The organism is Candidatus Accumulibacter cognatus, from assembly GCF_000584975.1.
Taxonomy (GTDB): domain Bacteria; phylum Pseudomonadota; class Gammaproteobacteria; order Burkholderiales; family Rhodocyclaceae; genus Accumulibacter; species Accumulibacter cognatus.
Genome location: NZ_JDST02000029.1, coordinates 18,403 through 41,302 on the forward strand (window position 1 = coordinate 18,403; position 22,900 = coordinate 41,302).

Annotated in this window: 17 protein-coding genes, 1 tRNA gene and 2 pseudogenes; 12 read left to right on the forward strand and 8 right to left on the reverse strand. The window is 60.8% G+C overall.

All coding sequences use genetic code 11. The features are described from left to right. Nucleotides 1–168: 168 nt before the first annotated feature. The gene (hemB, locus tag AW06_RS06035; protein WP_034947174.1) at nucleotides 169–1,185 is read left to right on the forward strand and encodes a porphobilinogen synthase; all 1,017 of its coding nucleotides are present in this window, start codon (nucleotides 169–171) and stop codon (nucleotides 1,183–1,185) included. Here hemB and AW06_RS06040 read toward each other — a convergent pair. The 4 genes from AW06_RS06040 to argB all read right to left on the reverse strand — a co-directional run bounded on the left by AW06_RS06040 (nucleotide 1,169) and on the right by argB (nucleotide 7,508). After that, nucleotides 1,169–2,263, reverse strand: a complete 1,095-nt coding sequence (locus AW06_RS06040) for an acyltransferase (RefSeq protein ID WP_138678288.1) — start codon at nucleotides 2,261–2,263, stop codon at nucleotides 1,169–1,171. The two genes, hemB and AW06_RS06040, sit on opposite strands and share 17 nt — an antisense overlap. After that, nucleotides 2,256–5,864, reverse strand: a complete 3,609-nt coding sequence (locus AW06_RS20025; protein WP_273704436.1) for a PAS domain S-box protein — start codon at nucleotides 5,862–5,864, stop codon at nucleotides 2,256–2,258. Before AW06_RS20025 ends, AW06_RS06040 begins: the two co-directional genes overlap by 8 nt. Next, entirely contained in the window at nucleotides 5,861–6,613 is a 753-nt protein-coding gene (locus tag AW06_RS06050) for a pyrimidine 5'-nucleotidase (RefSeq protein ID WP_273704437.1), read from the reverse strand. The genes AW06_RS20025 and AW06_RS06050 overlap by 4 nt, the downstream gene beginning before the upstream one ends. Nucleotides 6,614–6,620: 7 nt before the next feature. Beyond that, nucleotides 6,621–7,508, reverse strand: coding sequence for an acetylglutamate kinase (argB, locus tag AW06_RS06055; protein WP_034947176.1), 888 nt, complete (start codon nucleotides 7,506–7,508; stop codon nucleotides 6,621–6,623). A 91-nt stretch (nucleotides 7,509–7,599) separates the two neighbouring features. Here argB and gluQRS point away from each other — a divergent pair, with 91 nt between their 5' ends. Continuing rightward, entirely contained in the window at nucleotides 7,600–8,502 is a 903-nt protein-coding gene (gene gluQRS / locus AW06_RS06060) for a tRNA glutamyl-Q(34) synthetase GluQRS (protein ID WP_034947178.1), read from the forward strand. Between the two features lie 174 nt (nucleotides 8,503–8,676). Here the strand turns inward: gluQRS and clsB are convergent, their stop codons facing one another. Both clsB and AW06_RS06070 read right to left on the reverse strand, forming a co-directional pair. After that, on the reverse strand, nucleotides 8,677–9,837 hold the full coding sequence (gene clsB, locus AW06_RS06065; RefSeq protein WP_034947180.1) for a cardiolipin synthase ClsB: 1,161 nt from the start codon (nucleotides 9,835–9,837) through the stop codon (nucleotides 8,677–8,679). A gap of 154 nt (nucleotides 9,838–9,991) precedes the next feature. Further along, entirely contained in the window at nucleotides 9,992–10,813 is an 822-nt protein-coding gene (locus AW06_RS06070) for a mechanosensitive ion channel family protein (protein WP_034947183.1), read from the reverse strand. Nucleotides 10,814–11,099: 286 nt separating this feature from the next. On the opposite strand from AW06_RS06070, the gene nirJ reads away from it, so the two are divergent. The 9 genes from nirJ to AW06_RS06115 all read left to right on the forward strand — a co-directional run bounded on the left by nirJ (nucleotide 11,100) and on the right by AW06_RS06115 (nucleotide 19,928). Further along, nucleotides 11,100–12,305 (forward strand): heme d1 biosynthesis radical SAM protein NirJ, encoded by a 1,206-nt coding sequence (gene nirJ / locus AW06_RS06075; protein WP_034947186.1) that lies wholly within the window; start codon nucleotides 11,100–11,102, stop codon nucleotides 12,303–12,305. Nucleotides 12,306–12,364: 59 nt separating this feature from the next. Beyond that, complete coding sequence (locus AW06_RS06080; RefSeq protein ID WP_273704438.1) at nucleotides 12,365–13,894, forward strand: nitrite reductase; 1,530 nt, start codon at nucleotides 12,365–12,367, stop codon at nucleotides 13,892–13,894. Between the two features lie 105 nt (nucleotides 13,895–13,999). Further along, complete coding sequence (locus tag AW06_RS06085) at nucleotides 14,000–14,404, forward strand: hypothetical protein (RefSeq protein WP_034947192.1); 405 nt, start codon at nucleotides 14,000–14,002, stop codon at nucleotides 14,402–14,404. Nucleotides 14,405–14,490: 86 nt separating this feature from the next. After that, nucleotides 14,491–14,934, forward strand: a complete 444-nt coding sequence (locus AW06_RS06090; RefSeq protein ID WP_034947195.1) for a DUF192 domain-containing protein — start codon at nucleotides 14,491–14,493, stop codon at nucleotides 14,932–14,934. A gap of 27 nt (nucleotides 14,935–14,961) precedes the next feature. Then, nucleotides 14,962–15,537 carry a chorismate lyase gene (locus AW06_RS06095; RefSeq protein WP_138678291.1) on the forward strand — a complete coding sequence of 192 codons (576 nt, stop codon included), beginning with the start codon at nucleotides 14,962–14,964 and terminating at the stop codon, nucleotides 15,535–15,537. A gap of 290 nt (nucleotides 15,538–15,827) precedes the next feature. Beyond that, nucleotides 15,828–16,490: a response regulator transcription factor gene (locus AW06_RS06100; RefSeq protein WP_034947198.1), complete on the forward strand. Its 663-nt coding sequence runs from the start codon at nucleotides 15,828–15,830 to the stop codon at nucleotides 16,488–16,490. Continuing rightward, nucleotides 16,487–17,803: an ATP-binding protein gene (locus tag AW06_RS06105; protein WP_034947202.1), complete on the forward strand. Its 1,317-nt coding sequence runs from the start codon at nucleotides 16,487–16,489 to the stop codon at nucleotides 17,801–17,803. The genes AW06_RS06100 and AW06_RS06105 overlap by 4 nt, the downstream gene beginning before the upstream one ends. A 123-nt stretch (nucleotides 17,804–17,926) precedes the next feature. Next, nucleotides 17,927–19,366: a DegQ family serine endoprotease gene (locus AW06_RS06110; protein ID WP_034947205.1), complete on the forward strand. Its 1,440-nt coding sequence runs from the start codon at nucleotides 17,927–17,929 to the stop codon at nucleotides 19,364–19,366. 88 nt (nucleotides 19,367–19,454) lie between these two features. After that, on the forward strand, nucleotides 19,455–19,928 hold the full coding sequence (locus AW06_RS06115; protein WP_034947208.1) for a tetratricopeptide repeat protein: 474 nt from the start codon (nucleotides 19,455–19,457) through the stop codon (nucleotides 19,926–19,928). 311 nt (nucleotides 19,929–20,239) lie between these two features. Here the strand turns inward: AW06_RS06115 and AW06_RS06125 are convergent. After that, nucleotides 20,240–20,476 (reverse strand): annotated as a pseudogene (locus AW06_RS06125) (DUF6444 domain-containing protein); the annotation flags it as partial. 259 nt (nucleotides 20,477–20,735) lie between these two features. Between AW06_RS06125 and AW06_RS06130 the strand changes: the two are divergent. Further along, a pseudogene (locus tag AW06_RS06130) lies at nucleotides 20,736–21,747 on the forward strand (IS110 family transposase). A gap of 835 nt (nucleotides 21,748–22,582) precedes the next feature. On the opposite strand, the gene AW06_RS06140 reads toward AW06_RS06130, so the two are convergent. Further along, nucleotides 22,583–22,659: transfer RNA gene (locus tag AW06_RS06140), tRNA-Arg, on the reverse strand. Between the last annotated feature and the right edge of the window lie 241 nt (nucleotides 22,660–22,900).

The following is a 22,900-nucleotide window of genomic DNA, read 5'->3' on the forward strand; positions in this document are numbered from 1 at the left end:
AGGATGTGCCTTAAGGGGATAAGGCACCCGCTCAGGGAGGTGAAGCGGGAGATGGCGTAGCCACCTGCATACTAAGAGTGAGGCTCGATACTGCCAGTTCCCGAGCAGCGGACTTTTTCCATCAATTGTATCTATCCGACCATAACCCATTCTGGAATTTTATACGTCATGGATTACCAGGCAAAATTTCCCGCAGCACGCATGCGGCGCATGCGCCGGGACGACTTTTCGCGCCGTCTGATGCGCGAATCGCAGCTGACCGTGGATGACCTGATTTACCCGGTGTTTATGCTCGAAGGTGTCCAGCGTGTTGAGCCGATTCCCTCGATGCCGGGTATTGAGCGGCAGAGTCTGGATCGTCTGCTGAAGACGGCCGAGCAGGCGCTCGCACTGGGCATCCCGGCCTTGGCCCTGTTCCCGGTGATCGACTCCACCCGTAAGACACCAGGCGCCGAAGAAGCCTACAACCCGGATGGCTTGGTGCCGCGTGTAGTGACAACACTGAAAAAAGAGTTCCCCGAGCTTGGGGTGATGACCGATGTCGCCCTTGATCCCTATACGAGTCATGGGCAGGATGGCTTGATCGACGCGGACGATCCTCACGGTTACGTGCTGAACGACGAAACGCTTGTGGTTCTTGCCAGGCAGGCGCTGGTGCATGCGCAGGCTGGTGCCGATATCGTGGCCCCTTCGGACATGATGGACGGTCGCGTCGGCTACATTCGCAGCGAGCTCGACGCCGCTCGACAGATTCACACCCGTATCCTGGCCTACTCTGCCAAGTACGCATCAAGCTTTTACGGCCCTTTCCGCGACGCCGTCGGTTCGACCAGCAATCTGGGCAAGAGCAACAAGTACAGCTACCAGATGGACCCCGCGAACAGCGACGAAGCACTGCGTGAAGTCGCCATCGACTTGGGCGAAGGGGCCGACATGGTGATGGTCAAACCGGGGATGCCTTATCTGGATATCGTCCGCCGTGTCAAGGATACGTTCCAGGTGCCCACCTATGTTTATCAGGTCAGTGGCGAGTATGCGATGCTCAAGGCCGCCGCGCAGCTCGGCTGGCTGGACGAGCAGGCCAGTGTTCTCGAGAGCCTGCTGGCCTGCAAACGGGCGGGCGCGGACGGTATTCTGAGTTACTTTGCGCTTTCTGCCGCAGCCTGGCTCAATGCATCGGCCTGAGGCCGGGCGGTGCCTGCGTACGCCAAAACCCTCGTTGCGCCGGGCTCTCGACATAACGGAAAAAGAGTGCGCCAGCGGCAATGCTTGCCAACCAGGCGATGCACATTCCCGCCAGATTGACCCAGGGGTCGGATGCTGCGAAGCGTGCGAAGAGACCGTTGATCAGCAGGCAAATCGGGAAGTGGACGAGGAAGACCGAGTAGGAAATCTGTCCCAGGTAAGCAATGAGGCGAGACCGGGGCCAGTTCTCGAGCCATCCGTAGATGCGTGCCAGACCGATTGCCAGCGCGACCAGCAGCGCTACGACAAGGCGTGGACGGTAGTCGAGCAGCAGCGCGATGGCCACCAGACCGACCATCGGCAATAGCCAGCCAAGCGTTTTTTTATGATCGGTCGCCCAGTAGGTGACGATCCCGAGCGCGTAGGCTGCGAAGAAGTAGACTCCCCACACATCCCAGGCTCCATCGCGGTTGAAATAGTACAGTGATGCCAATGCCAGGGTGACGACCAGCAAGGCACTGATGGTGGGTATCGTACTGCCGCGTGCAATGGTCCGTGCCAGCCACAGCACACCGACCAGGAGCGCGAATAGCTGAAAGTCGATGGCGACGTACCAGACGCCTGCCGACAGACCTTCGTAGCCCAGGATGCTTTGCAGCAGTAGCGCATGCGCGACGACCTGCGGTAGCGTTGGCCTGCCGGGAATGGAGTCATGCACCATCCACTCGCGCGCGATGGCCGCGCAGGCAACGCCGATCAGCATGGCCGTGAGGTAGGGAAGGACCAGTTTCAAGTAACGTTTCTGCACAAGATCAAGCGGATGGGTCGCAAGCATCACCCCGTCTGGCGCAAGACTCCGCACCGCCAGGAAACCCCCAATCACCAGGAAGGCCTGTACTGCCATGCGCGCATCCTGGCTTAACCAGCGGATCAAGTCGGGTGCCAGCAGGTAGGCATGATCAGACATCGGTCCATAAAAAGCCAGATGATGCAAAACGATCAGCTGAAAGGCCAGGGCTTTCAGTGCGTCCACGAATGCCAGCCGTGAAGGCATGCCAGGCATGCGTACTTCAGTCATTGAGAAAGCGCCTTTCGTACTCATCAAACGGCATCGGCCGGCCATGCAGGTAACCCTGCATTTCGTCGCAGCCTTCGCGGGTCAGGAATCCCTGTTGTGCCTCGTTCTCGACGCCTTCGGCAATGACCGTCAACTGCAGGCTGTGGGCAAGCGCAATCACCGCGCGCACGATGGCACAATCCTCGGCGCCGTCGGGAAGTCCGCGCACAAAGCTCTGATCGATCTTGAGCTTGTTGAGTGGCAGACGTTTCAGATAGGCCAGCGAAGAGTAACCGGTACCGAAATCGTCGATCACCAGGCTCAGGCCCATGGACTGCAGCTTGTCGAGCGCTTGCGCGCTGTTCTCGGCATGGCTCATGATGGCACTTTCGGTGATTTCGAGTTCGAGGAATTGCGCTGGCAGCTGCGAGGTCTCCAAGGTCTTGCGAGCGGTCTCCTGGATTCGGCCGCGTACAAATTCGACGCCGGAAACGTTGACCGACAGAACTCCCGGATGGCGACCCGCCGCGATCCATGCGGACCACTGACTGCTGGCAGTCTGTTGAACCCATTCACCGATCTGAACAATCATTCCAGATTCCTCGGCCAGTTTGATGAATTCACCCGGCATTACCAGGCCGTGCTCAGGTCGCAACCAGCGTACCAGCGCTTCGGCCCCGAGCACCTTGCCGGTTTTCAGGGAAAACTGGGGTTGCAGGTAGACCCGTAATTCGTCGCGCTCGACAGCTCGTCGCAGGTCGGTCTCCATCTGCAGACGCGCCAGTGAGGACTGCGTCAGCACCTTGGTGAAAAATTCATAGGCGTTGCGGCCACGCTCCTTGGCACGGTACATCGCGACATCGGCATTCTTCATCAGCGTCTCGGGGTCCGCGCCGTCTTCCGGAAAGAGGCTGATGCCGATGCTGGCGCCGACGTAGAATTCCTGTTCGACGGTCACCGGAGAATTCTGCAGTGTATTGAGGATCTTCTCTGCGATGTGCGAGACGGCGGCCGGATCGACGATGTCCTCGATGATGATCAAAAATTCGTCGCCTCCGAGTCGGCCGACGGTGTCCGCTTCTCGCATCAGTCTGCTCAGGCGCCTCGCCACTTCGCAGAGAACGCGATCACCTACCTGATGGCCGAGGGTGTCGTTGATGTTCTTGAAGCGATCGAGATCGATGAACAGGACAGCCAGTCCAGTCTCGTCGCGGTGGGCGCGCTGCAAGGCCTTGTGCAACCGGTCGCCAAGAAGCAAGCGGTTGGGCAGACTGGTCAGCGGATCGTGATGTGCCTGGTGATCGAGTTGATCGTGGGCCTTCCGCAGGGCAGTGATGTCGGAGAACACGCCGACATAGTGCGTGAGTTGTCCATCAGGGTCATGAACAGCGCTGATCGTCAGCGATTCCAGGAAAGTCTCGCCGTCCTTGCGCCGGTTCCAGAGCTCGCCCCCCCAGCGCCCGAAACGGCCAAGAACCTGCCACAATTCCCGGTAAAAGGCAGCATCCTGCAGTCCGGACTGCAGGATGCGCGGGTTACTCCCGATCACTTCATCCTCGCGGTAACCGGTGATCTCGGTGAATGCACGGTTCACGGCAATGATGCGGCCATTCGGTGCGGTGATGATGATGCCTTCGGCGCTGCTGTCGAAGACCGTTGCGGCCTGTTGCAGGCGAGCCTCCATGCGCTTTCGATCCGTGATATCGAGTATCACTCCAACCAGACCGCCGTTGGCATCGCCAGGTTTGCCATAGGTCGCTTTGTGAAAGATCACGTCACGCATGCAACCGTCAGCGTGCAGGACTTTCGCTTCGTACACTTGTGAACCCGACTGCCGGAACAATTCGTTGTCGGCAGTCTGGTAGCGGTCGGCCAGCTCGCGGGGGGAGATATCGTGGACGGTGGCGCCGATGACCTCACTGCGTGTCCGACCGATGAATTCGAGAAAGGCCTGATTGCATCCGAGATAAAGTCCTTCCCGATTCTTGTAGAAGACTGGGCCGGGAATCGCCTCGATCAATTGGCGCATGAAATGAAGCTGTTGCGACAACTCGAGGGTGCGTTCGGCCACCCGCTGCTCGAGTTCAAGATGACTTCGCCGTAGTGCTCGTTCGGCCGCACGCTGTGCCGTCACATCCTCGAAGGTCCAGATCCAGGTTTCGCCCTCCTGGCGGTCGCCAATGATGCGGCCAATCGCATGCACCCAGATCGGTGTGCCGTCGCGCCGGCAATACAGGAGTTCGCCGTCAAAGGTGCCAGTCGCCGCAGCGTTCCCGTAGGCCAGGCGTCCGGCCTCTTCCCAAGCCTCGTGGCTGGCGAACAGGATGCGCGTAGAGAGCCCCCGCAGACCCCCTGGCGGGTAGCCGAAAATCTCCTCGCAACGGCGATTGCAGCGCAGGAAGGTGCGTTCGCGCTGGTAGGATATTCCAATCATCGCGTTGTCAAAGATCAGCTGCTGTTCCCAGAGGCTTTCCACCAGGGCCTCTTCAGCCGCTCGACGTGCAGTGACGTCCTCGTACAGCCAGACATGGCCTTGGTCAGGGTTGGCCGGGTCAATCAGACTGCCGGTTACCTGGCACCAGATCGGGGTGCCGTCGCTCTTGCAGTACTCCATCTCGGCGACGAATTTCCCGGATTCATCGATTCCCTTGTAGGCTCGTTCGCCTGCTTCGCTCCAAGCGGCTTCACTGGAGAACAGGATGCGCGTGGACTGACCAAGCATTTGCCCCGGCGAATGGCCGAAGATTCGCTCGAAGCTCGGATTGCAGCGCTGGATGATGCGATCGCGCAGGAAAACGATGCCAATCGGCGCACGTTCGAAAATCAGCGTCTGTTCTCGCAACAGGGCATCCATGGCGCTGCTCGTCTGGCGCTTTTCGGTGACATCTTCGTACAGCCAGACATAACCTTCGTCTGGGTTCGCCGGGTTGATCATGCTGCCGGTGATGTGACACCACAGCCTTGAGCCATCGCGTCGATGGAAGAGTGTGTCGCCGTGGTAGATGCCGGTTTCGGCAATCGCCGCGTAAGCCGTGCGGCCGGTGGCAAGCCAGGCCTCTTCACTTGGATAGTAGAGGCGGGTTGATTGGCCGATCAACTCGTCCGGCGCATAACCCAGGATCTCGGAAAAACGTCGGTTGCAACGCTGAATGATTCGATCCCGGAGGATCACGATGCCGGTTTCGGCATTCTGGAAAATGAGTTGCTGCTCGCGTAGCAGGCGGGCGCCGGCCTCGCGATCGTGGACTTCCCGGGTGATGTCGCGGACGATCCAGACCGTGGCCTGGCCGGGTTCTGCGGGATCGATGGCGCTAGCGATCAGGTGTGCAATGAAGGTGCTGCCGTCGCGACGTGCCAGTTGGGTTTCGAGATCCACGACCTGGACATTTCCCAACTGCAAACGTGCTTGCCGACGCAGGGCATCGCAGGCTTCGCTGTTCGGGTGGAAGACGACATCCGGCTGTCCCACCAGGGTCCCGGCCGGCCAACCGAAAAGCTCCTCGGCACGCTGGTTGCATCGGTAGACGCGGCGGCTACGCGTACACACCACGGCGATTCCAGAGTGGTCGAGGATGGCTTTGTATTCAAGGAATTGTTGCTGCAGTGCGGCGGATTCTCTCAAGACACTGATTCCAAAAGATGGCCTAAAACGGAGTCTACATGATGACCGAGGTGCGTCAATGTCGACCGGGAGCCTAATGTNNACATTAGGCTCCCGGTCGACAAGCATCGTAAACAACGCGGCAGATCGAGAATGGAAACCAGCCGCAGGTCAACAAAGGAAGGCTGGCGAGTACTGCCACTCACCCACACGGTTTGCATGCCCAGTCGTTTCGCCATCTGCAGATTGGCCAGGGAATCTTCGACCATGATGCAGCGATGGGTGGGCAAACGCTCGCAGCGCAGCAGGTGGCGAAAGCCGCCAATCGCCGGCTTGGGTTGAAAGCGGAGACGTTCGATGGAGTAGACTGCGTCGAAGCAGGTGTCGATACCGGCGAGTTCAAGGACTGCCTCGCTGTAGTGCAGCGGCGCATTGGAGAAGACGATCTTGCGTCCCGGCAAGCCCAGCAGCATGGTCCGCAGCCCGCGCTCCAGAACCAGCATCTGTTTTAGGTTGGGAAACTGGTGCGTATGCCAGAGGAAATGCCGTGGATCGGTTCCGTGATGACGCATCAGGCCGAGCAGCGTGGCCCCGTAGCGCTGCCAGTAGTCCTGTCGGATGCGCGTCGCTGCCTGTTCGTCAACGCCCAGGTGGTCACGGATATAGGTGACCATTGCGGAGTTGAGGTGTGGGAAGATATGTGGGCTGGCGTTGTGCAGCGTGTTGTCGAGGTCGAATAGCCAGACCGGCGAGGCTGCCTTGAGAACCATCCTTCGGTCAGTATGACTTGATCATCGTGCCGACGCCGTGGTCGGTGAGGATTTCCAGCAACAGCGCATGTTCGACCCGACCATCGATGATATGGACGCTCTTGACACCATTACGTGCAGCATCGAGCGCCGAGCTGATCTTGGGGAGCATGCCGCCGGACAAGGTGCCATCGGTGACCATGTCATCGATCTGTTTGGGCGTCATGCCGGTGATCAGCCTACCCGTCTCGTCGAGGACGCCGGGCGTGTTGGTCAGCAGGACCAGCTTTTCAGCCTTGAGAATTTCGGCGATCTTGCCGGCCACAACATCGGCGTTGATGTTGTAGGTTTCGCCGCCCTTGCCGACACCGATTGGTGCCACTACCGGGATGAAGCCGCCGGCCTCCAGATGTCCGATCAGTGACGGGTCGATCTGCGTGATGTCGCCAACCTGGCCAACGTCGATCAGGTCCTCATTGTCATTCTGGTTCGCCAATAGCAGTTTCTTGGCGCGAATGAAACTGCCGTCCTTGCCGGTCAGTCCCACCGCTTTGCCGCCGGCCTGATTGATCAGGTTGACAACGTCCTTGTTGACCTGACCGCCGAGTACCATCTCGACGATTTCCATGGTTTCGGCGTCGGTGACACGCATTCCCTGGACGAAGCGGCCTTTCTTGCCGACCCGTTTGAGCAGACTCTCGATCTGTGGGCCACCGCCGTGCACCACCACGACATTCATTCCGACGAGCTTCAACAGCACCACGTCACGCGCGAAACATTGCTTGAGGTGGTCGTCGGTCATGGCGTTGCCGCCATACTTGACGACGATGGTCTTGCCGTGGAAACGTTTGATGTAGGGAAGTGCCTCAGCGAGAATGGCAGCTTCGTTGGCGGGAGTGATCGAACGATTGCTCATGGCGCGAACCCTGATAATGACCAGCGGATTTTACCCGGCGCTGCCGGAATCACCAAGGCAAGAAGAATGGACGGGGTACGTATGAAAGTGTCTGGTGAATAACTATCGGGGCCGTTTCGCACCTTCCCCGACAGGTCCGCTGCACTTCGGCTCGCTGGTTGCCGCGGTCGGCAGCTATCTTGACGCGCGAGCCAACGGTGGCGAATGGCTGTTGCGCATTGAAGACCTTGACCGGTCGCGGGCGCGGCAGGAGGCTGCAGACGCCATCCAACGCACGCTCGAAGCCTTCGCCTTTGAGTGGGATGGCGAGGTGGTGATACAGAGCCGGCGTCTGGATCACTATCATGCGGCATTGACCTGCCTGCAACGCGATGGCGAGGCGTATCCCTGTGCCTGCTCGCGGCGCGAGATTGCCGCCTGCGCGCCAGCACTGGCAGTCGACGGCGGCCTGGTCTATCCGGGAAGCTGCCGTGCCGGTCTGGCGGCGGGACGTGCGCCGCGCGCTTGGAGAATGCGTGTTCCGGATCGCGAGATCGCATTCGACGATCGCGTACAGGGACCGGTACAGCAGAACCTGGCGCGCGCGGTAGGCGACTTCATTCTGCTGCGTGCCGATGGTCAGTATGCCTACCAGTTGGCAGTAGTCGTCGACGACGCGACACAGGGAGTCAATGCCGTGGTGCGCGGCGTCGACCTGCTCGAATCGACGGCACGCCAGATCTGGCTGCAGCAACGCCTGGCGCTGCCGACACCGACTTACGCACACCTGCCGGTGGTGACCAATGCGGCCGGAGAGAAACTTTCCAAGCAGACGCGCGCCGCTGCCGTCGATGCTGCGGGTGGTAGTGCGGTACTTGCCGCCGCGCTGCACTTTCTTGGCCACCCGGTGCCGCAGGAGGTCTGTAGTGGACCTTTGCACGACTTCTGGCGATGGGCGATTGCTGCCTGGTCGATGGCGCGGGTGCCGGTGCAGCGCGGGGTCTTTCCGGGTTAATGTGAAAGTCGCGTCAGCGACTCACGAATTTCCCCTCTCCACTTGCGGGGGCGGCGGGGTTTCGCGGAGAACTGCTCCGCGCCGCCGTAGCCGGCCCGCGATGCAGCGCGGGCCGTGGGAGAGGAAAACGGTCATGATTTTCATGATCGGGGTTGCCCGGAATAGTCATGACCGTTAGCGCTTTCGGCCATATCCGGCCATGCCGACGAGGATCCGGATCAGATGATAGCTGGCCCAATGCAATAGGCGGGAAGGCCAGGGCAGGCGCTTCCAGCAATCAGCTGGCAGCTCGCTTGCACCCTGCCGCATGGCCGTCTGGAGACTCTGTCGCAATTCCCTGGCAAATTTCTCGTCGCGTACCACGACGTTGGCTTCCCTGGCAAGCAACAGGCTGAAGGGATCGATATTCGATGAACCGACGGTTGCCCAGTATCGGTCGATGACCGCAACCTTGGCATGCATGAAGCTGCGCCGATACTCGAAGATGCGGATGCCGGCTCCCAGCAACCTGCCGTAAAGCGCCTGGGTAGCGTAGTGCAGGAGGCGATATTCGATACGCCCTTGCAGCACGAGGATCACCCGCACGCCACGCCTGGCCGCATCGTGCAAAGCTCGCCGAAAACGGCGGCCGGGCAGGAAATAGGCGTTGGCCAGAAGGATTTCTTCCCGAGCGGCAGCGATCGCCGCCAGATAGGCCTCCTCGATGTCGCGGCGGTGACGGATATTGTCGCGCACCAGAAAGGCTGCCGTTTGCTCGCCACGGGCTTTCGGTGCTTGGCGAGGGACTTTCGGCAAGCGGTAACGGCGATTGAGCTTCGCCCATAACACCAGTTCCCAAAGCCTGTGCAACGCCCGCTGCATCGGCTGCAGCAGCGGACCTTCGATGCGCACCGCGTAGTCGTAGCGCGGCGGCATTTCAAGCGGACGATCGCTGTCATCGACGATATTGATCCCGCCAACGAAGGCGATTTCCCCATCAACCATGGCCAGCTTGCGATGCAGGCGACGCAGGCGATGACGACGCAGGCGTAAACGTGCGACCTCGGGTCGGTAGACCATCACCTGCACACCGGCCGCGAGCAGTTCTGGCTGTAGGCGTTTGGCAAACTCGGGGGCACCGAAGCCATCGACCAGAACGCGCACCGTCACGCCGCGGCGAGCGGCATGGGCCATCGCTGCTGCGACGGCACGGCCAGTCGTATCATCCTCGAAGATGTAGCTTTCGAGGTGAACTTCATGTCGCGCCTTGTCGATCGCCTTGATCAGCGCCGGAAAATACTCGGCGCCGCTGTTCAACAGGGTCAGTCGGTTACCCGACAGGAATTCAGCAGTCATCGCCGCGCACTACCAGCTACATAGCCGGGCAGCATCCCCGGCGCGGCGACGTGGTTTGGCGAAGGGATGAAGCGCCGCGGGAATCCTTTAATGTTCAGAAGTCTCCGATCCTTGATTCTGGCCCGGAATTTCCGCAGAGTCGCTGACTTGCGGCCTATTGCTGATTGACGAACACCACCTGTGCCGGCATCGGCGCCGGGAAACCGGCCTCCCCGAGCGCTTCACGGATCGTCCGGTTGGTGTCGAAATAGACCTGCCAGTAGTGGTCTGTATGGCAGTATGGACGAACCGCAAGGACGGGACCCACGAGGTTGAATTCGAGGATCTCGACATCCACAGCAGGATCAGACCGGACATTGGGAATCAGCGCGATCTTCTCCTTGAGCAGTGTCATGGCCGCAGCATGATCGGCCGCTCCGGAGAGCTGTGCCTTCAGGTCCACCCGGCGGTAGGGGTTGGTCGAGAAGTTCTGGATGGTATCGCCAAGGATCTTGCTGTTGCCCACCAGCGTGAGCACGTTGTCCGGGGTGTTGAGCGCCGTAGTGAACAGGCCAACTTCCTCGACCGTTCCAGTGATGCCGCCCACGGTCACGAAGTCACCCACCTTCAACGGCCGCAGGATGATCAGGAATACCCCGCCGGCAAAGTTGGCCAGCAAGCCGGACCAGGCCAGACCGATGGCGACACCGGCGGCAGCGAAGAGGGCTGCAAAGGTCGTGGTCTGAATGCCGAAATAACCGAGGATGCCGATCACCAGCAGGATATTCAGGGTGACATTGATGACCGTCCCGAGGTAGCGCATCAAGGTCGCATCGACCTTCTGGCGCCCCAGTGCGCCCTGCACCATTCGACCCACCCAGTGGATCAGCCAGCGACCAATGATCCAGAACGCGATCGCCGCAAGCACCTTGATGCCGAGTTCGGATCCATATTGCAGCGCCAAGTCTTGCCAGCGCAGGATGTCTTCCTTGTTCATGAGTTTATTCCCCTCAGAATGTATGGTAGGTACAGTTTCTCATTGTGTTCCAGGCAGAGCAAGCTCTGCCTCGAAAAATGGCGACGCAACCAGGCAGACGGGTTCCAGACAACAAGACTGCTGAGCAGGACCAGCAGAGCATGTGATCATGTTGATGATTCGGCCAGGGCAAGTGGCCTGTCGCCGAGGCGGCCACGCCGATGCGCGGTGTCAAATCGAAGCTTGATGCACGTCAAGGCCATCGCCATGGGCCTGTTTTCTAATATGCGGATTTGGGGATGGCCAGATGTTTCGGATTTCGCAGTACATGCAGGAGTTATCGACAGTCAGGCTGCCCGGTCCCAGGCAGAACCCGCCAGCGCCGGTGGTGATATGGAATCTCATTCGTCGCTGCAATCTCACCTGCAAGCACTGCTATTCGATCTCCACCGACCGGGACTTTCCAGGAGAACTGACGACTGACGAGATCTTTGCGGTGATGGACGATCTCAGGCGTTTTCGCGTGCCGGTATTGATTCTCTCCGGCGGCGAGCCGCTGCTGCGTCCGGACATCTTCGACATTGCCCGTCGTGCCAAGGCGATGGGTTTCTATGTCGGCCTGTCGTCGAACGGTACCCTGATCGACCAGGCGAATATCGATCGCATCGCCGAGTGCGATTTCGACTATGTCGGCGTTTCGCTCGACGGCATCGGTGCGACCCACGACCATTTTCGGCAGATGCAAGGCGCTTTCGATGCTTCGCTGCGCGGCATTCGGCTGTGCCGTGAACTCGGCCTGAAAATCGGCGTCCGCTTCACGATGACACAGAACAACGCGCAGGACTTGCCAGCCTTGCTCAAGCTGGTCGAGAAGGAAGGCATCGACCGCTTTTATTTCTCCCATCTCAACTATGCGGGGCGCGGCAATAAGAACCGCAAGGACGATGCCCAGCTCCAGCTGACCCGCTGGGCAATGGATTTGCTCTTTGCAACCTGCCTCGATTACCAGCAGCGTGGTTTGCACAAGGAATTCACCAGTGGCAATAATGATGCCGATGGCGTTTACTTCCTGCATTGGGTGGAGAAGCGTTTTCCCGATCAGGCGGAGAGAATGCGCGCCCGCCTGGTGCAGTGGGGGGGTAATTCATCAGGGGTCAATGTGGCCAATATCGATAATCTCGGCAACGTGCATCCCGACACCATGTGGTGGCATTATACGCTTGGCAACGTTCGTCAGCGTCCCTTCTCGGAAATCTGGAGTGATCTCTCTGACCCGCTGCTGGCGGGTCTCAAGCAATTCCCCAGGCGCATTTCGGGACGTTGCGGCGAATGCCGACACTTCGACATCTGCAACGGCAACACGCGCGTGCGTGCCCAGCAACTGACCGGTGACGCATGGGCCGAGGACCCCGGCTGTTATCTGACAGACGAGGAAATCGGTGTCTCCCCCAGCCATGAACGGATTCCGGTACGGATTCCGGTGACTCCTCACATCAAACTACGGAGAGTCTGATGAACTGGCGCCAATGTGTTGCCGGCTTCGCGCTGGCGATATGCCTGGCTGGCGCATCTATGCCGGCTGGCGCTACGGGTGCGCAGCGCCTGTACCAGGAACAGTGCGCCGCCTGTCACGGCGAGTCCCGGCTCGGCGGCGTCGGTCCGGCGCTGCTGCCGGAAAACCTCGAACGTCTGCGCAAGTCGGAGGCCGTCAAAGTCATCCGCGAAGGGCGCGTGGCGACACAGATGCCGGCCTTCGGCGACAAGCTGAGCACCGACCAAACACAGCAACTGGCGGAATGGATCTATCGTCCGGCGACCCCAGCGCCGGTTTGGGATGAAGTACAGATCCGCAGTTCGCATGTCGTCAATGCCAACGCCCTCGCGCTGCCGGCCGCGCCGGGGTCCGGCCTCAAAGGCGCCGACCCGCTGAATCTGTTCGTCGTCGTCGAAACCGGTGACCATCATGTGTCGCTCGTCGACGGCGATCGTTTCGAGCGCCTGCACCGCTTCCCCAGCCGCTACGCGCTGCACGGCGGGCCAAAGTTTTCGCCGGACGGACGCTTCGTCTATTTCGCTTCACGCGACGGCTGGATCAGCAAATATGACCTCTACCATTTGGTGGTGGTCGCCGAGATCCGCGCCGGTCTGAATACGCGTAACGCAGCCGTGTCCGGCGACGGCAAGTGGGTACTGGTCGGCAACTACCTGCCGCACAGCCTGGTGGTGCTCGATGCCGGTGATCTCTCGCTGGTGAAGACCATTCCGGTGAAAAATGCCGCAGGAGACAAGAGTTCGCGGGTTTCGGCGGTCTATGACGCGGCCCCACGCAAGAGTTTCGTGGCCGCACTCAAGGATCTGCCCGAAGTCTGGGAGATCAGCTACGATCCGGTTGCAGAGCCGCTTGCCGAGGGATTGGTTCATGATTACCGATACAGGGAGGGTCACTTCAAACCGGCCATGTTCTTTCCGCGGCGGACGCAGCTCGCAGATTGTCTCGACGATTTCTTTTTCACCCAGAGCTACGACACGATCCTCGGCTCGTCGCGCTCGGCGACCAGCGGGCAGGTGGTTCAACTTGACGTCCGCCGGAAAATTGCTGGCCTTGATCTGCCAGGAATGCCGCATCTCGGATCCGGAATCACCTGGAAATGGCAAGACCCCGCCGGAAGCGAACGACTGGTCATGGCCTCGCCCAATCTCAACCAGGATCTGGTGACCGTCATCGACCTGAAAACCTACCAGACCATCAAGCAGATCAAGACCCTGGGGCCGGGTTTTTTCCTGCGCAGCCATGAAATGAGTCGCTATGCCTTCACCGACTCGATGATGAGCACGGAGAACAAGAACATACTGCAGGTGATCGACAAGCGGACCCTCGAAGTGGTGGCGCAGATCAAGGCCGAACCTGGACAGACGCTGGCGCATGTCGAGTTCACCCGCGATGGCCGCTATGCTCTGGCCAGTCTGTGGGAAATGGACGGGGCGTTGCTGGTGATCGACGCGCAGACGCTCGAGGAAGTGAAACGTATTCCGGCAAAGAAACCCGTCGGCAAGTATAACGTCTGGAATAAAATATCGCGTTCGGAGGGTACCAGTCACTGATATCCGCCCGCGCGCTATCTGGCTATTGCTCGCAGGCTGTTTGTGAGGGAGTTCGTAGGCCAGCGGTGTGGCGCACGCAGCATCACCAGAACAGGAACATTGAGAATGTCGGCTCGGCAAAGAACCATCAACCATCTGCTGCACTGCCTGTCCGTGGGCCTGTGCGTATCCTGCGCGACGGCTCTGGCCATCCCCAAGGCGGCCGAGCAGGAGAATGACGAAGTCACCTTCGGTGTGGCCGACGCGCCGCCGAAGCCAGCGGCAAAGCACGTCGCGTCTCCAGCGGCCAAGTCGGTCAAACCGGTTGAATCTAGGGTGGACAAGCGGCGTCCAGAAGCCAAGGGAGCTGGGCGTCCAGTCAGCCAACCGGCAACAGCCGGGAAGCAGGCGGCCGGCAGCAAGCCTCCACTGACCGCTAAGCCCAACAACAGTGTACGTGTTTCAACCGTAACAGCGCCGACCACGAAGAAAGATTCCGGGAAAGCCCAGGGCAAGTCCGGAAAGAAGTAGCACCCTCATCGCCAGCGCGACGGCGAGCCGGCGTATGCCCAGGCCGATCGCGTCTTTTCAGCCCAGTCGTACCGCCGGAGCTTTCGATGCATCAGTCTCTCGCTTTCCTGGCCACCCTTTCTCTGCTGCTGGCCGCGCCACCGGTTGTGGCGGAAATGCCGCGCATCGAGTTGACAACCGGCTTCTACCGCATCGACGCGGAAGTGGCGGCGGACAATCCTCATCGCATGCGAGGGTTGATGCATCGCCGAAGCATGGCCGCCAATCAGGGCATGCTCTTCGTTTTCCCCCTGGCGGCAAACCATTGCATGTGGATGCGCAATACGCTCTTGCCTTTGTCGGTGGCCTTTCTTGACGAAGACGGCAGGATTCTGAACATCGAGAACATGCAGCCACAGACTGAGGACAATCACTGCGCCGTGAAAGCGGCACGCTACGCGCTGGAAATGAATCTCGGCTGGTTTTCGAGCAAGGGCATCAAGCCGGGCGCGCACATTGGCGGCATCGAGAAGGCACCGGCTCCACAGTAGAACTGTCAATCACCGGGGTTTTCAGGAATGCCTGTTGCGGACTCGCAGTGCTGGCGAAGCAAGCTGCTGCGCACGGCCGACAATGTCGCTTTTCTGCCCTGGCTGCGCCACCGCGCTTCTCTGACGGCACGTATCCAGGCTCGCGGGCGCTTCGCGCTGCAGGTTATTTATCAGGGTCTGGCCAGGCCAACTGCTGATGAAGCACGAGCACTCGGCCTGGCTGTTGAGGAGCAGGCCTGGATACGCGAGGTGGCACTGAGTTGTGATGATCAAAGGGTCGTCTTCGCGCATACCGTCCTGCCCTGCAGGCCACGCGGCCCGCTGACCCTTTGGCTGGCACGCCTGGGCAGCCGTTCACTGGGTGCGCTGCTCTTCGCACATGCCGGATTCAGTCGTGGGCCGATGACCTTCAAGCGCATCGATCGACGACATGCCCTGTATTCGCGGGCGGTAAAGGCGCTACAACTTGCCGAACCGGTGCCGTGCGTCCTTTGGGCGCGTCGCTCACAGTTTGGCTTCGACAACCAGTCGGTATTGGTCAGTGAAGTCTTCTCACCACTTCTGCTGCGCGCTCCCTCGTCACAACCGCCATCGACGAACTGAAAAACCTCAGATTGAGCATACCTGCCATCGCTCAGCCCTCCATTTCGCCGTCAGATTTGCTGACTGGCTTCATCGCCTCATGCCCAACATGACCAGATTATCGATTCAGGACTTTCACCAGATCTCGGCATTCCCTAAACTTATCCCGAACTGACGTTTTGTTAACACTACATTGTTGGCTTCGTTACCCCGAACTGACGGTAACCTGGCTTGAAACCATTGGTGCAGCAATGACGCCATCGATCCACCGGCCGGCCCATTCGGGCGCCCCTTTCTGTCGGTAAAGCCGCATGCGCGTATTACTGGTCGAAGACGATCCGATGATCGGCAGAAGCGTTCAACAGGGCCTGCGCCAGGACGGTCACACGGCCGACTGGCTGCGTGATGGCCAGCAGGCGGAACTGGCTCTGGCGACGACGCCCTACGATATCCTGCTGCTCGACCTCGGTCTGCCCGGCCGATCGGGCCTTGACGTCCTCGCCCGTCTGCGGCGCTCGGCCAACAACATCCCGGTCCTGGTAATCACGGCTCGCGATGCGATCGCCGATCGCATCCGGGGACTCGACGCCGGTGCCGACGACTACCTCGTCAAGCCGTTCGACCTCGACGAGCTGTCCGCACGCATGCGGGCGGTGCAGCGGCGGCATGCCGGCCGCGCCGAACCGGTGCTTGAAAATGGCTCGCTGCGAATGAATCCGGCTACCCATGAGCTGACGCTGAACGGCGCGCCGGTAGCCCTCTCGGCGCGTGAGTTCGCGCTGCTGCAGGCACTGCTCGAACAACCTGGCGTGCCGCTTTCGCGGGCCAGACTCGAGGAGAAGCTTTACGGCTGGGGCGACGAAGTCGAAAGTAACGCGATCGAGGTCCACATCCATTCGCTGCGGCGAAAACTCGGTGCCGAGCAGATCAAGAACATCCGCGGTGTCGGCTATCTGGTGCCGCGCTTGTCATGAGATCGATCCGACGCCAGTTGCTGGTCACCCTGCTCGCGACGATCACGCTGACCACGCTGCTCGGCGCACTGGCTACCTACCGGACGGCACTCGACGAGGCCAACGCACTGTTTGACTACCAGCTTCGCCAACTGGCGCTATCCTTTCGCGACCAGGCCTCGCAGAATGCGCACATGCGTGACTTGGCGATCAACGACGACGCGCAGGATTTCTCGATCCAGATCTGGCGACCGGACGGCACGCGAATCTACCTCTCGCACCCGGGCAAGGAGCTGCCGCACCTCGCGCCACTAGGCTTTGCGACGGTCGACACCGGCAACGGCAAATGGCGGGTGTTCGGCTTGCAGCAGGGCGGCCAGACGATCCAGGTCGCGCAACCGTTGCGGGTCCGCGACGGCCTGGCGCTGGCTGCCGCCTTGCGCACCGTCGAACCCTTCCTGCTGATGCTGCCGATGCTCGGGGTATTGATCTGGGTGGTCGTCGGCCGTGGCCTGCGGCCGCTCGACGCGGTGGCGCGCGCGATGACGACGCGCACGCCCGTGGCGCTCGGCCCACTGCCGACAAACGGCGTACCCACCGAAGTCGCGCCGCTGGTCCGCTCGCTGAATGACCTGCTTGCCCGACTCAAGCGTGCGCTCGACTCGCAGCGCGACTTCATTGCCGACGCCGCCCACGAACTGCGGACACCGCTGGCGGCGCTCAGCCTGCAGTTGCAGCTGGCCAGACGCGCGGCCGATGCGCAGTCGCGCGGCGAGGCCTTCGGCGAACTGGAACGTGGTCTCACGCGCGCCACCCATTGCGTGCAGCAACTCCTCACGCTGGCACGCCAGGAGCCCGGCGGCGGCGACCGGCCGCTGATGCCGGTAAACCTTGGCGACCTCGTGGCGAAGGTGGTTGCCGAGCAGTTGCCTCTTGCCGAAGACAGGCAGATCGACCTCGGCGTGACTCCCGCAGCGCGCGCGGTCACCGTCAGGGGCGACGCCGAGGCGCTGCAAATTCTCGTCAGCAACCTCGTCGGCAACGCGATTCGCCATACGCCGTCGGGCGGCAAGGTCGACGTAGCCGTCGGTGACGGCGCTGACGGTGTTTTCGTCGAGGTCAACGATTCTGGTCCCGGCATTCCCGTCGAGGAGCGTGAACGCGTCTTCGACCGTTTCTATCGCCGAGCCCAGACCGACGAACCGGGTAGCGGTCTGGGACTTGCGATTGTCAGGACCATCGCCGAGCGGCATCAGGCCAGCGTCCTTCTCGATGAAGCGGACCTCGGTGGGTTGCGGGCGCGGGTTCGCTTCGACGGGTCGCCGGCGTCCTGACCTGCGTTCGCCGGAAATCACTTGAACTTGCCGGCGCCTTAAGTCGGATTTAAGTCAGGTCCTCTTATCGTACGGCCATGGGAAGCCGAGCGCTTCCGGTCTGGAAGGAAATAGGAGACAAACATGCAAGGAAACACCTTCAAACGCAGCCTGCTCGCCGTGACCCTGATTGCTGCGCTGGGCGTCGGCTACGCCAAGCTTGGCGGGCAGGCGATCAGCCCCGCCGATGCCGTTCCGGCGGCCGCTATCGCGGCATCGGCTCCGGCTATCAGAACGACTTCGGGACTGCCGGATTTCACGTCGATCGTTGAGCGCAGCGGTCCGGCAATCGTCAACATCAGCTCCACCGGTCCGTCGAAAGCAGCGTCGATCGACCCGAACGATCCGATGTTCGAGTTCTTCCGTCGCTTTGGCATGCCTTCGCCGCAGGGCGGAGCTCCGGCGCGCGGCATGGGGTCGGGCTTCATTGTCAGCGAGGAAGGGCTGATCCTGACCAACGCGCACGTCGTCGAGGGTGCCGACGAGGTTACCGTCAAGCTTACCGACAAGCGCGAGTTCAAGGCCAAGGTCGTCGGCCTCGACAAGCTGACCGACGTTGCTGTCCTGCGTATCAACGCGAGCAATCTGCCGATCGTTCGCCTCGGCGATCCGTCGCGGACACGCGTCGGCGAATGGGTCGTTGCCATCGGCTCGCCGTTCGGCTTCGAGAACAGCGTTACGGCTGGCATCGTCTCGGCGAAATCGCGTTCGCTCGCCAGCGACAGCTACGTTCCCTTCATTCAGACCGACGTGGCGGTCAATCCCGGCAATTCCGGCGGCCCGCTGCTCAACCTCGACGGCGAGGTGATTGGCATCAACTCGCAAATCTATAGCCGCAGCGGCGGCTATCAGGGTGTCTCGTTCGCCATTCCAATCAACGTCGCACTCAACGTCCAGGAGCAGTTGCTGCAGCATGGTAAGGTCCGTCACGGCCGAATCGGCGTGACGATACAGGAGGTTTCGCAGTCGCTGGCCGAGTCGTTCAGACTGACGAGCTCGGCGGGTGCCTTGGTGAGTTCGGTCGAAAAAGGCAGTCCGGCAGCCGCCGCCGGCCTTGAGGCGGGCGACATCATCCTCAAGCTGAACGACACCGAGATCGGGCGCTCGTCCGACCTGCCGCCGATGGTCAGCTCGATCAAGCCCGGAACGCAGGTCAAGCTGCAGATCTGGCGCAAGGGAGCCACCCGGGAACTCGCACTCTCGGTCGGCGAGATCCCGACGACCAAGGTCGCGTCGGAGCGCAATGGTGAAGCCGACAAGTCCCGCCTCGGTCTGGCACTGCGGTCGCTAACGCCGCAGGAACGTCGCCAGCTCGAAAGTCCCGACGGGCTGCTCGTCGAAGGCGTCAGCGGTCCTGCAGCGCGGGCCGGCATCCGCCCCGGTGACGTCGTTGTCTCCGTGAACGGCCAGCCGGTCCGTGACGTGCCGCAACTACGCGCGATGCTCGAAAGGGCGGGCAAGAACGTGGCGTTGCTGATCGAGCGGGAGAACGCCAGGATCTTCGTGCCGGTGGAACTCGGGTGATGATGTCGTTGCGGGGAAGGTGTGTGACAGGCATGGCAAGGCCGGCTGGCACTTTAAGAACTTGCCTATCGGCCAAGGAGGCTCACCCATGATTGATGCCCTGTTCGACCTTCTCGGTACGTTCTACCAGAGTGGCAATTTCGAGCAGGCCGAATGGATCGCCCGCAGCATCCTGCAGGCGATCCCCGACGACATCGTCTCCCTGCAGTTTCTCGGTCTGCTTTATCACCGGACCAGGCGCCGAGCGCAGGCCATGCAGGTATTCGCCGCGACAGCCAGCGAGCCGCCACAGAGCGATGCGCCAGATCTCGACGACCTGCAAGCTTCGGCCCAGTGCCGACGCGCGGCGAGCACCCGCGGATCGACACTGGCTGGTGCTTGGTATGACCTCGGACGCCTGCTCCTTCGCCTAGGCCATCGTCAGCAGGCCGTCAGTGCTTTCCATGCGGCGCTTGCGGCGCAGCCCGACTTGCGCAAAGCCCGGCGTATGATGGCGAAAATCACGCTGAACTCCGGTCGGCAGGAACTGCATGCTCCAGAGGTCGGCACTGATCGATCCTGAGCGATCGGGGGGCACATCACAGCAATCGGCGGTGCGATCTTTGTCGTCGAACGGATACGGCAAAAGGCCCAGCCATTTGCGCAGCAGGACGTCGATCTTCGTAGCGTTCGGTTCGGGTAACTACTCAGATTCTGCCGACAGCCAATTCACGCGAAACGAGGTTGAGGAGGGCTGCCTTGGAAAGTCAGGGTTAGTACCTGGAAGAGCTTGGCGCTTTGCTTGTGCAGGGTGGCGAGATAGGAGCGGAGGGTACAGCAGGTATCGGCGCCCCTCATGGTTCTGAAGCAGCCGGAGATTTTCTGTTGTCCGCCACTCGGGCGCTCTCCTGCCTTGCGCAGCGACTTTGGCTTGGGCTTGTCAAGCCCATCCGAGGACGGGAGCTTGCTCGAATTGCGGCTGTTCTGCACAAGGCGCGCTGCCAGTTCCTCTACCTTCTTTGGAAGCGTTGTGAGTGCAACGCTCAGACTACCCACCAACGACCACAGATCGTGGATCACTTGATCTTTCTCGGCAACGTTCAGTAGGTCAAGGTCAGGAAGTGCGTCCATGTCTCGACAAGCACATGCCGTCCCTGCTCCTGAGTAGTTACCTCCATATAGCAAAAGGCCACACCCGAAGGCGTGGCTCCTTGAGCCGACAGCACGCTGCCAGCAGGTATGTAAAACCCATCATAAACGCAGATTCGGGTTCCGGGTAGTCGTATTTTTTGTGGTCAGTCTGATAATCATCTAGCCGGCCTCCCACCGCCGCGGTGGCGGTGGGTTTAAAGTGAGTTTACATGCTTACGTTAACCACAGGAGGCCGGAAATGAAATATAGCGGAATTGACTTGCATTCGAACAACTGTGTGGTCGTGGTGACGGACGAGGAAGACAGGGTCGTGGTCGAGAAGCGCCTGCCGAACGAGCTGGAGAAGATCCTTGCGTTGCTTTCGCCGTGGCGAGCGGAGTTGGTAGGGGTAGTCGTGGAATCGACTTTTAACTGGTACTGGTTGGTCGATGGGCTACAGGCGGCGGGGTTCGCCGTCCATCTGGCGCACACGACCGCGATCAAGAAGTATGACGGGCTCAAACACAGCGGCGACCAAGCGGATGCCCGTCACCTCGCGCACCTGCTGCGACTGGGGATACTGCCGAAGGGAACCATCCTACCGCCGGAACAACGCGCGGTGCGCGATCTGGCGCGCAAGCGCATGCAACTGGTTCGTAGCCGAACCACCCATATCCTGGCCGTCGAGAACATCATGGCCCGACAACGGGGTGCCCGCATCACCAGCAACCAGGTGAAACGCCTGACCGCCGACTTGATCGATCAACTGGGGCTGGCGGAGGACGTAGCCCTGGCGATAAAAGCGAACGTTGCCATCATTGCCAGCCTCAACAGCCAAATCGACCTTCTGGAAAAGCGTCTGCAGGAGCGCGTCGGGGAGCGACTCGAATACGCACTGCTGACCACGACGCCGGGGATCGGACAAGTGCTGGCCACGACCATTTTGCTTGAAACGGGTCCGATCGAGCGGTTTGGCGCGACCGGCAACTTTGTCTCTTACGCGCGCTGCGTCGATAGCGTGCACACCAGCAATGGCAAGAAGAAAGGCGAAGGGAATGCGAGGAACGGGAACAAGTACCTCGCCTGGGCCTTCGTCGAAGCGGCCAACTTTGCCCTGCGCTATTGCCGAGGCGAAGCGCTTCTACGAACGGAAGAAGGCCAGGACAAACAACGTGGTAGCGGTCAAGGCGCTGGCGCACAAGCTGGCCCGGGCGTCCTACCACATACTGAAGGAGCGCCAGCCTTTTGACGTGACGCGCTGCTTCGCATGAGTGACGACGGCGGCCGGCAAGCCCGGCACTGGGGACTGGAGCAACAGCCATTTGGTCTGAATGGGATGCCGGATCGCCGTCACCGGTTGGCAGCACCAGCGGATCGCCTGCAACGTGAGCCACCCAGGGATTGGCGCCGACCCTTCGGCAGCCACAGGTCTGTGATGAATCCATTGGACACGAAGCGGCACCAACGTTCTTCTGGGGCAGCAAGGGCCGCCAGGGCGACCGGCTGCTTGATCGCCGTTCGCTTGATCCTGATGGGTGTCTGGCGCGATTCGGTCGTAGCCATGGGTGAAGAACCGGGTGCGGTTCGAGCGCTGCCGCTGGAGAGTTTGAGGTTTTGGAAGGACTGGCCACGCATCGGTCGTCATGGCCGCGGGCGAAAACGCCTCGCCCGCGGCCATGACCAAGCGTAGAGCCTCTACGCGGCGTCAAGGGAAGCTTTGCCGGGCTGCAAAAACGCAGCCCGCCCTTGACCCCGCTCCGAGGCAAAGATGCGGGCCGACCTTCGGGGCCACATTCCAAAACGGTATCGCGGTAGCAACGCGAGGCCTTGCTTCGCACGCTTGACACGGGCCGGCTAATGGGTGTCAGTCGGGACGATCCGCATCCGCCATAGCCGCATTAGTCCCAACAGTATGAGCAGGGCACATCCTGTGGTTGTCACGGGAGACCTCGGCAAGGCGGTCGGGGAATTTCCGGTGGCAAGCCATCTGAAGGCATGTTCCGCGGTCATGGGGAAGATTTCCGGTCGATCTGAAGAGCGAATTCCGTCTGGATTCCGTACAGATTCCGGGAAGTTATCCCGTGATGGTTTAAGTCATTGAATCCATGGCACGCCCGAGACGATTCGAACGTCCGACCCCTGCCTTCGGAGGGCAGTACTCTATCCAACTGAGCTACGGGCGCGTGCAGGGTTGGAAGCTTAACCGCTTTGCTCAGGGTAGTCCACCCCGTAAGCGCTGGACCGCTGTTTGCGGCAGTCGGTGCTGCCGCAAGCATGTCCAGAAACGGTTAGAATCCGCCGCAGGCGGATGCTGCTAAGCCCATCCGGCGGATGCCTGGCGTCACGCCTTCCAAGCCGCAAGTCCGATCCAGATCATCCGGAAATAAACAGTGTAAATTCTCGAACTGAAGTTTAGACACTCGC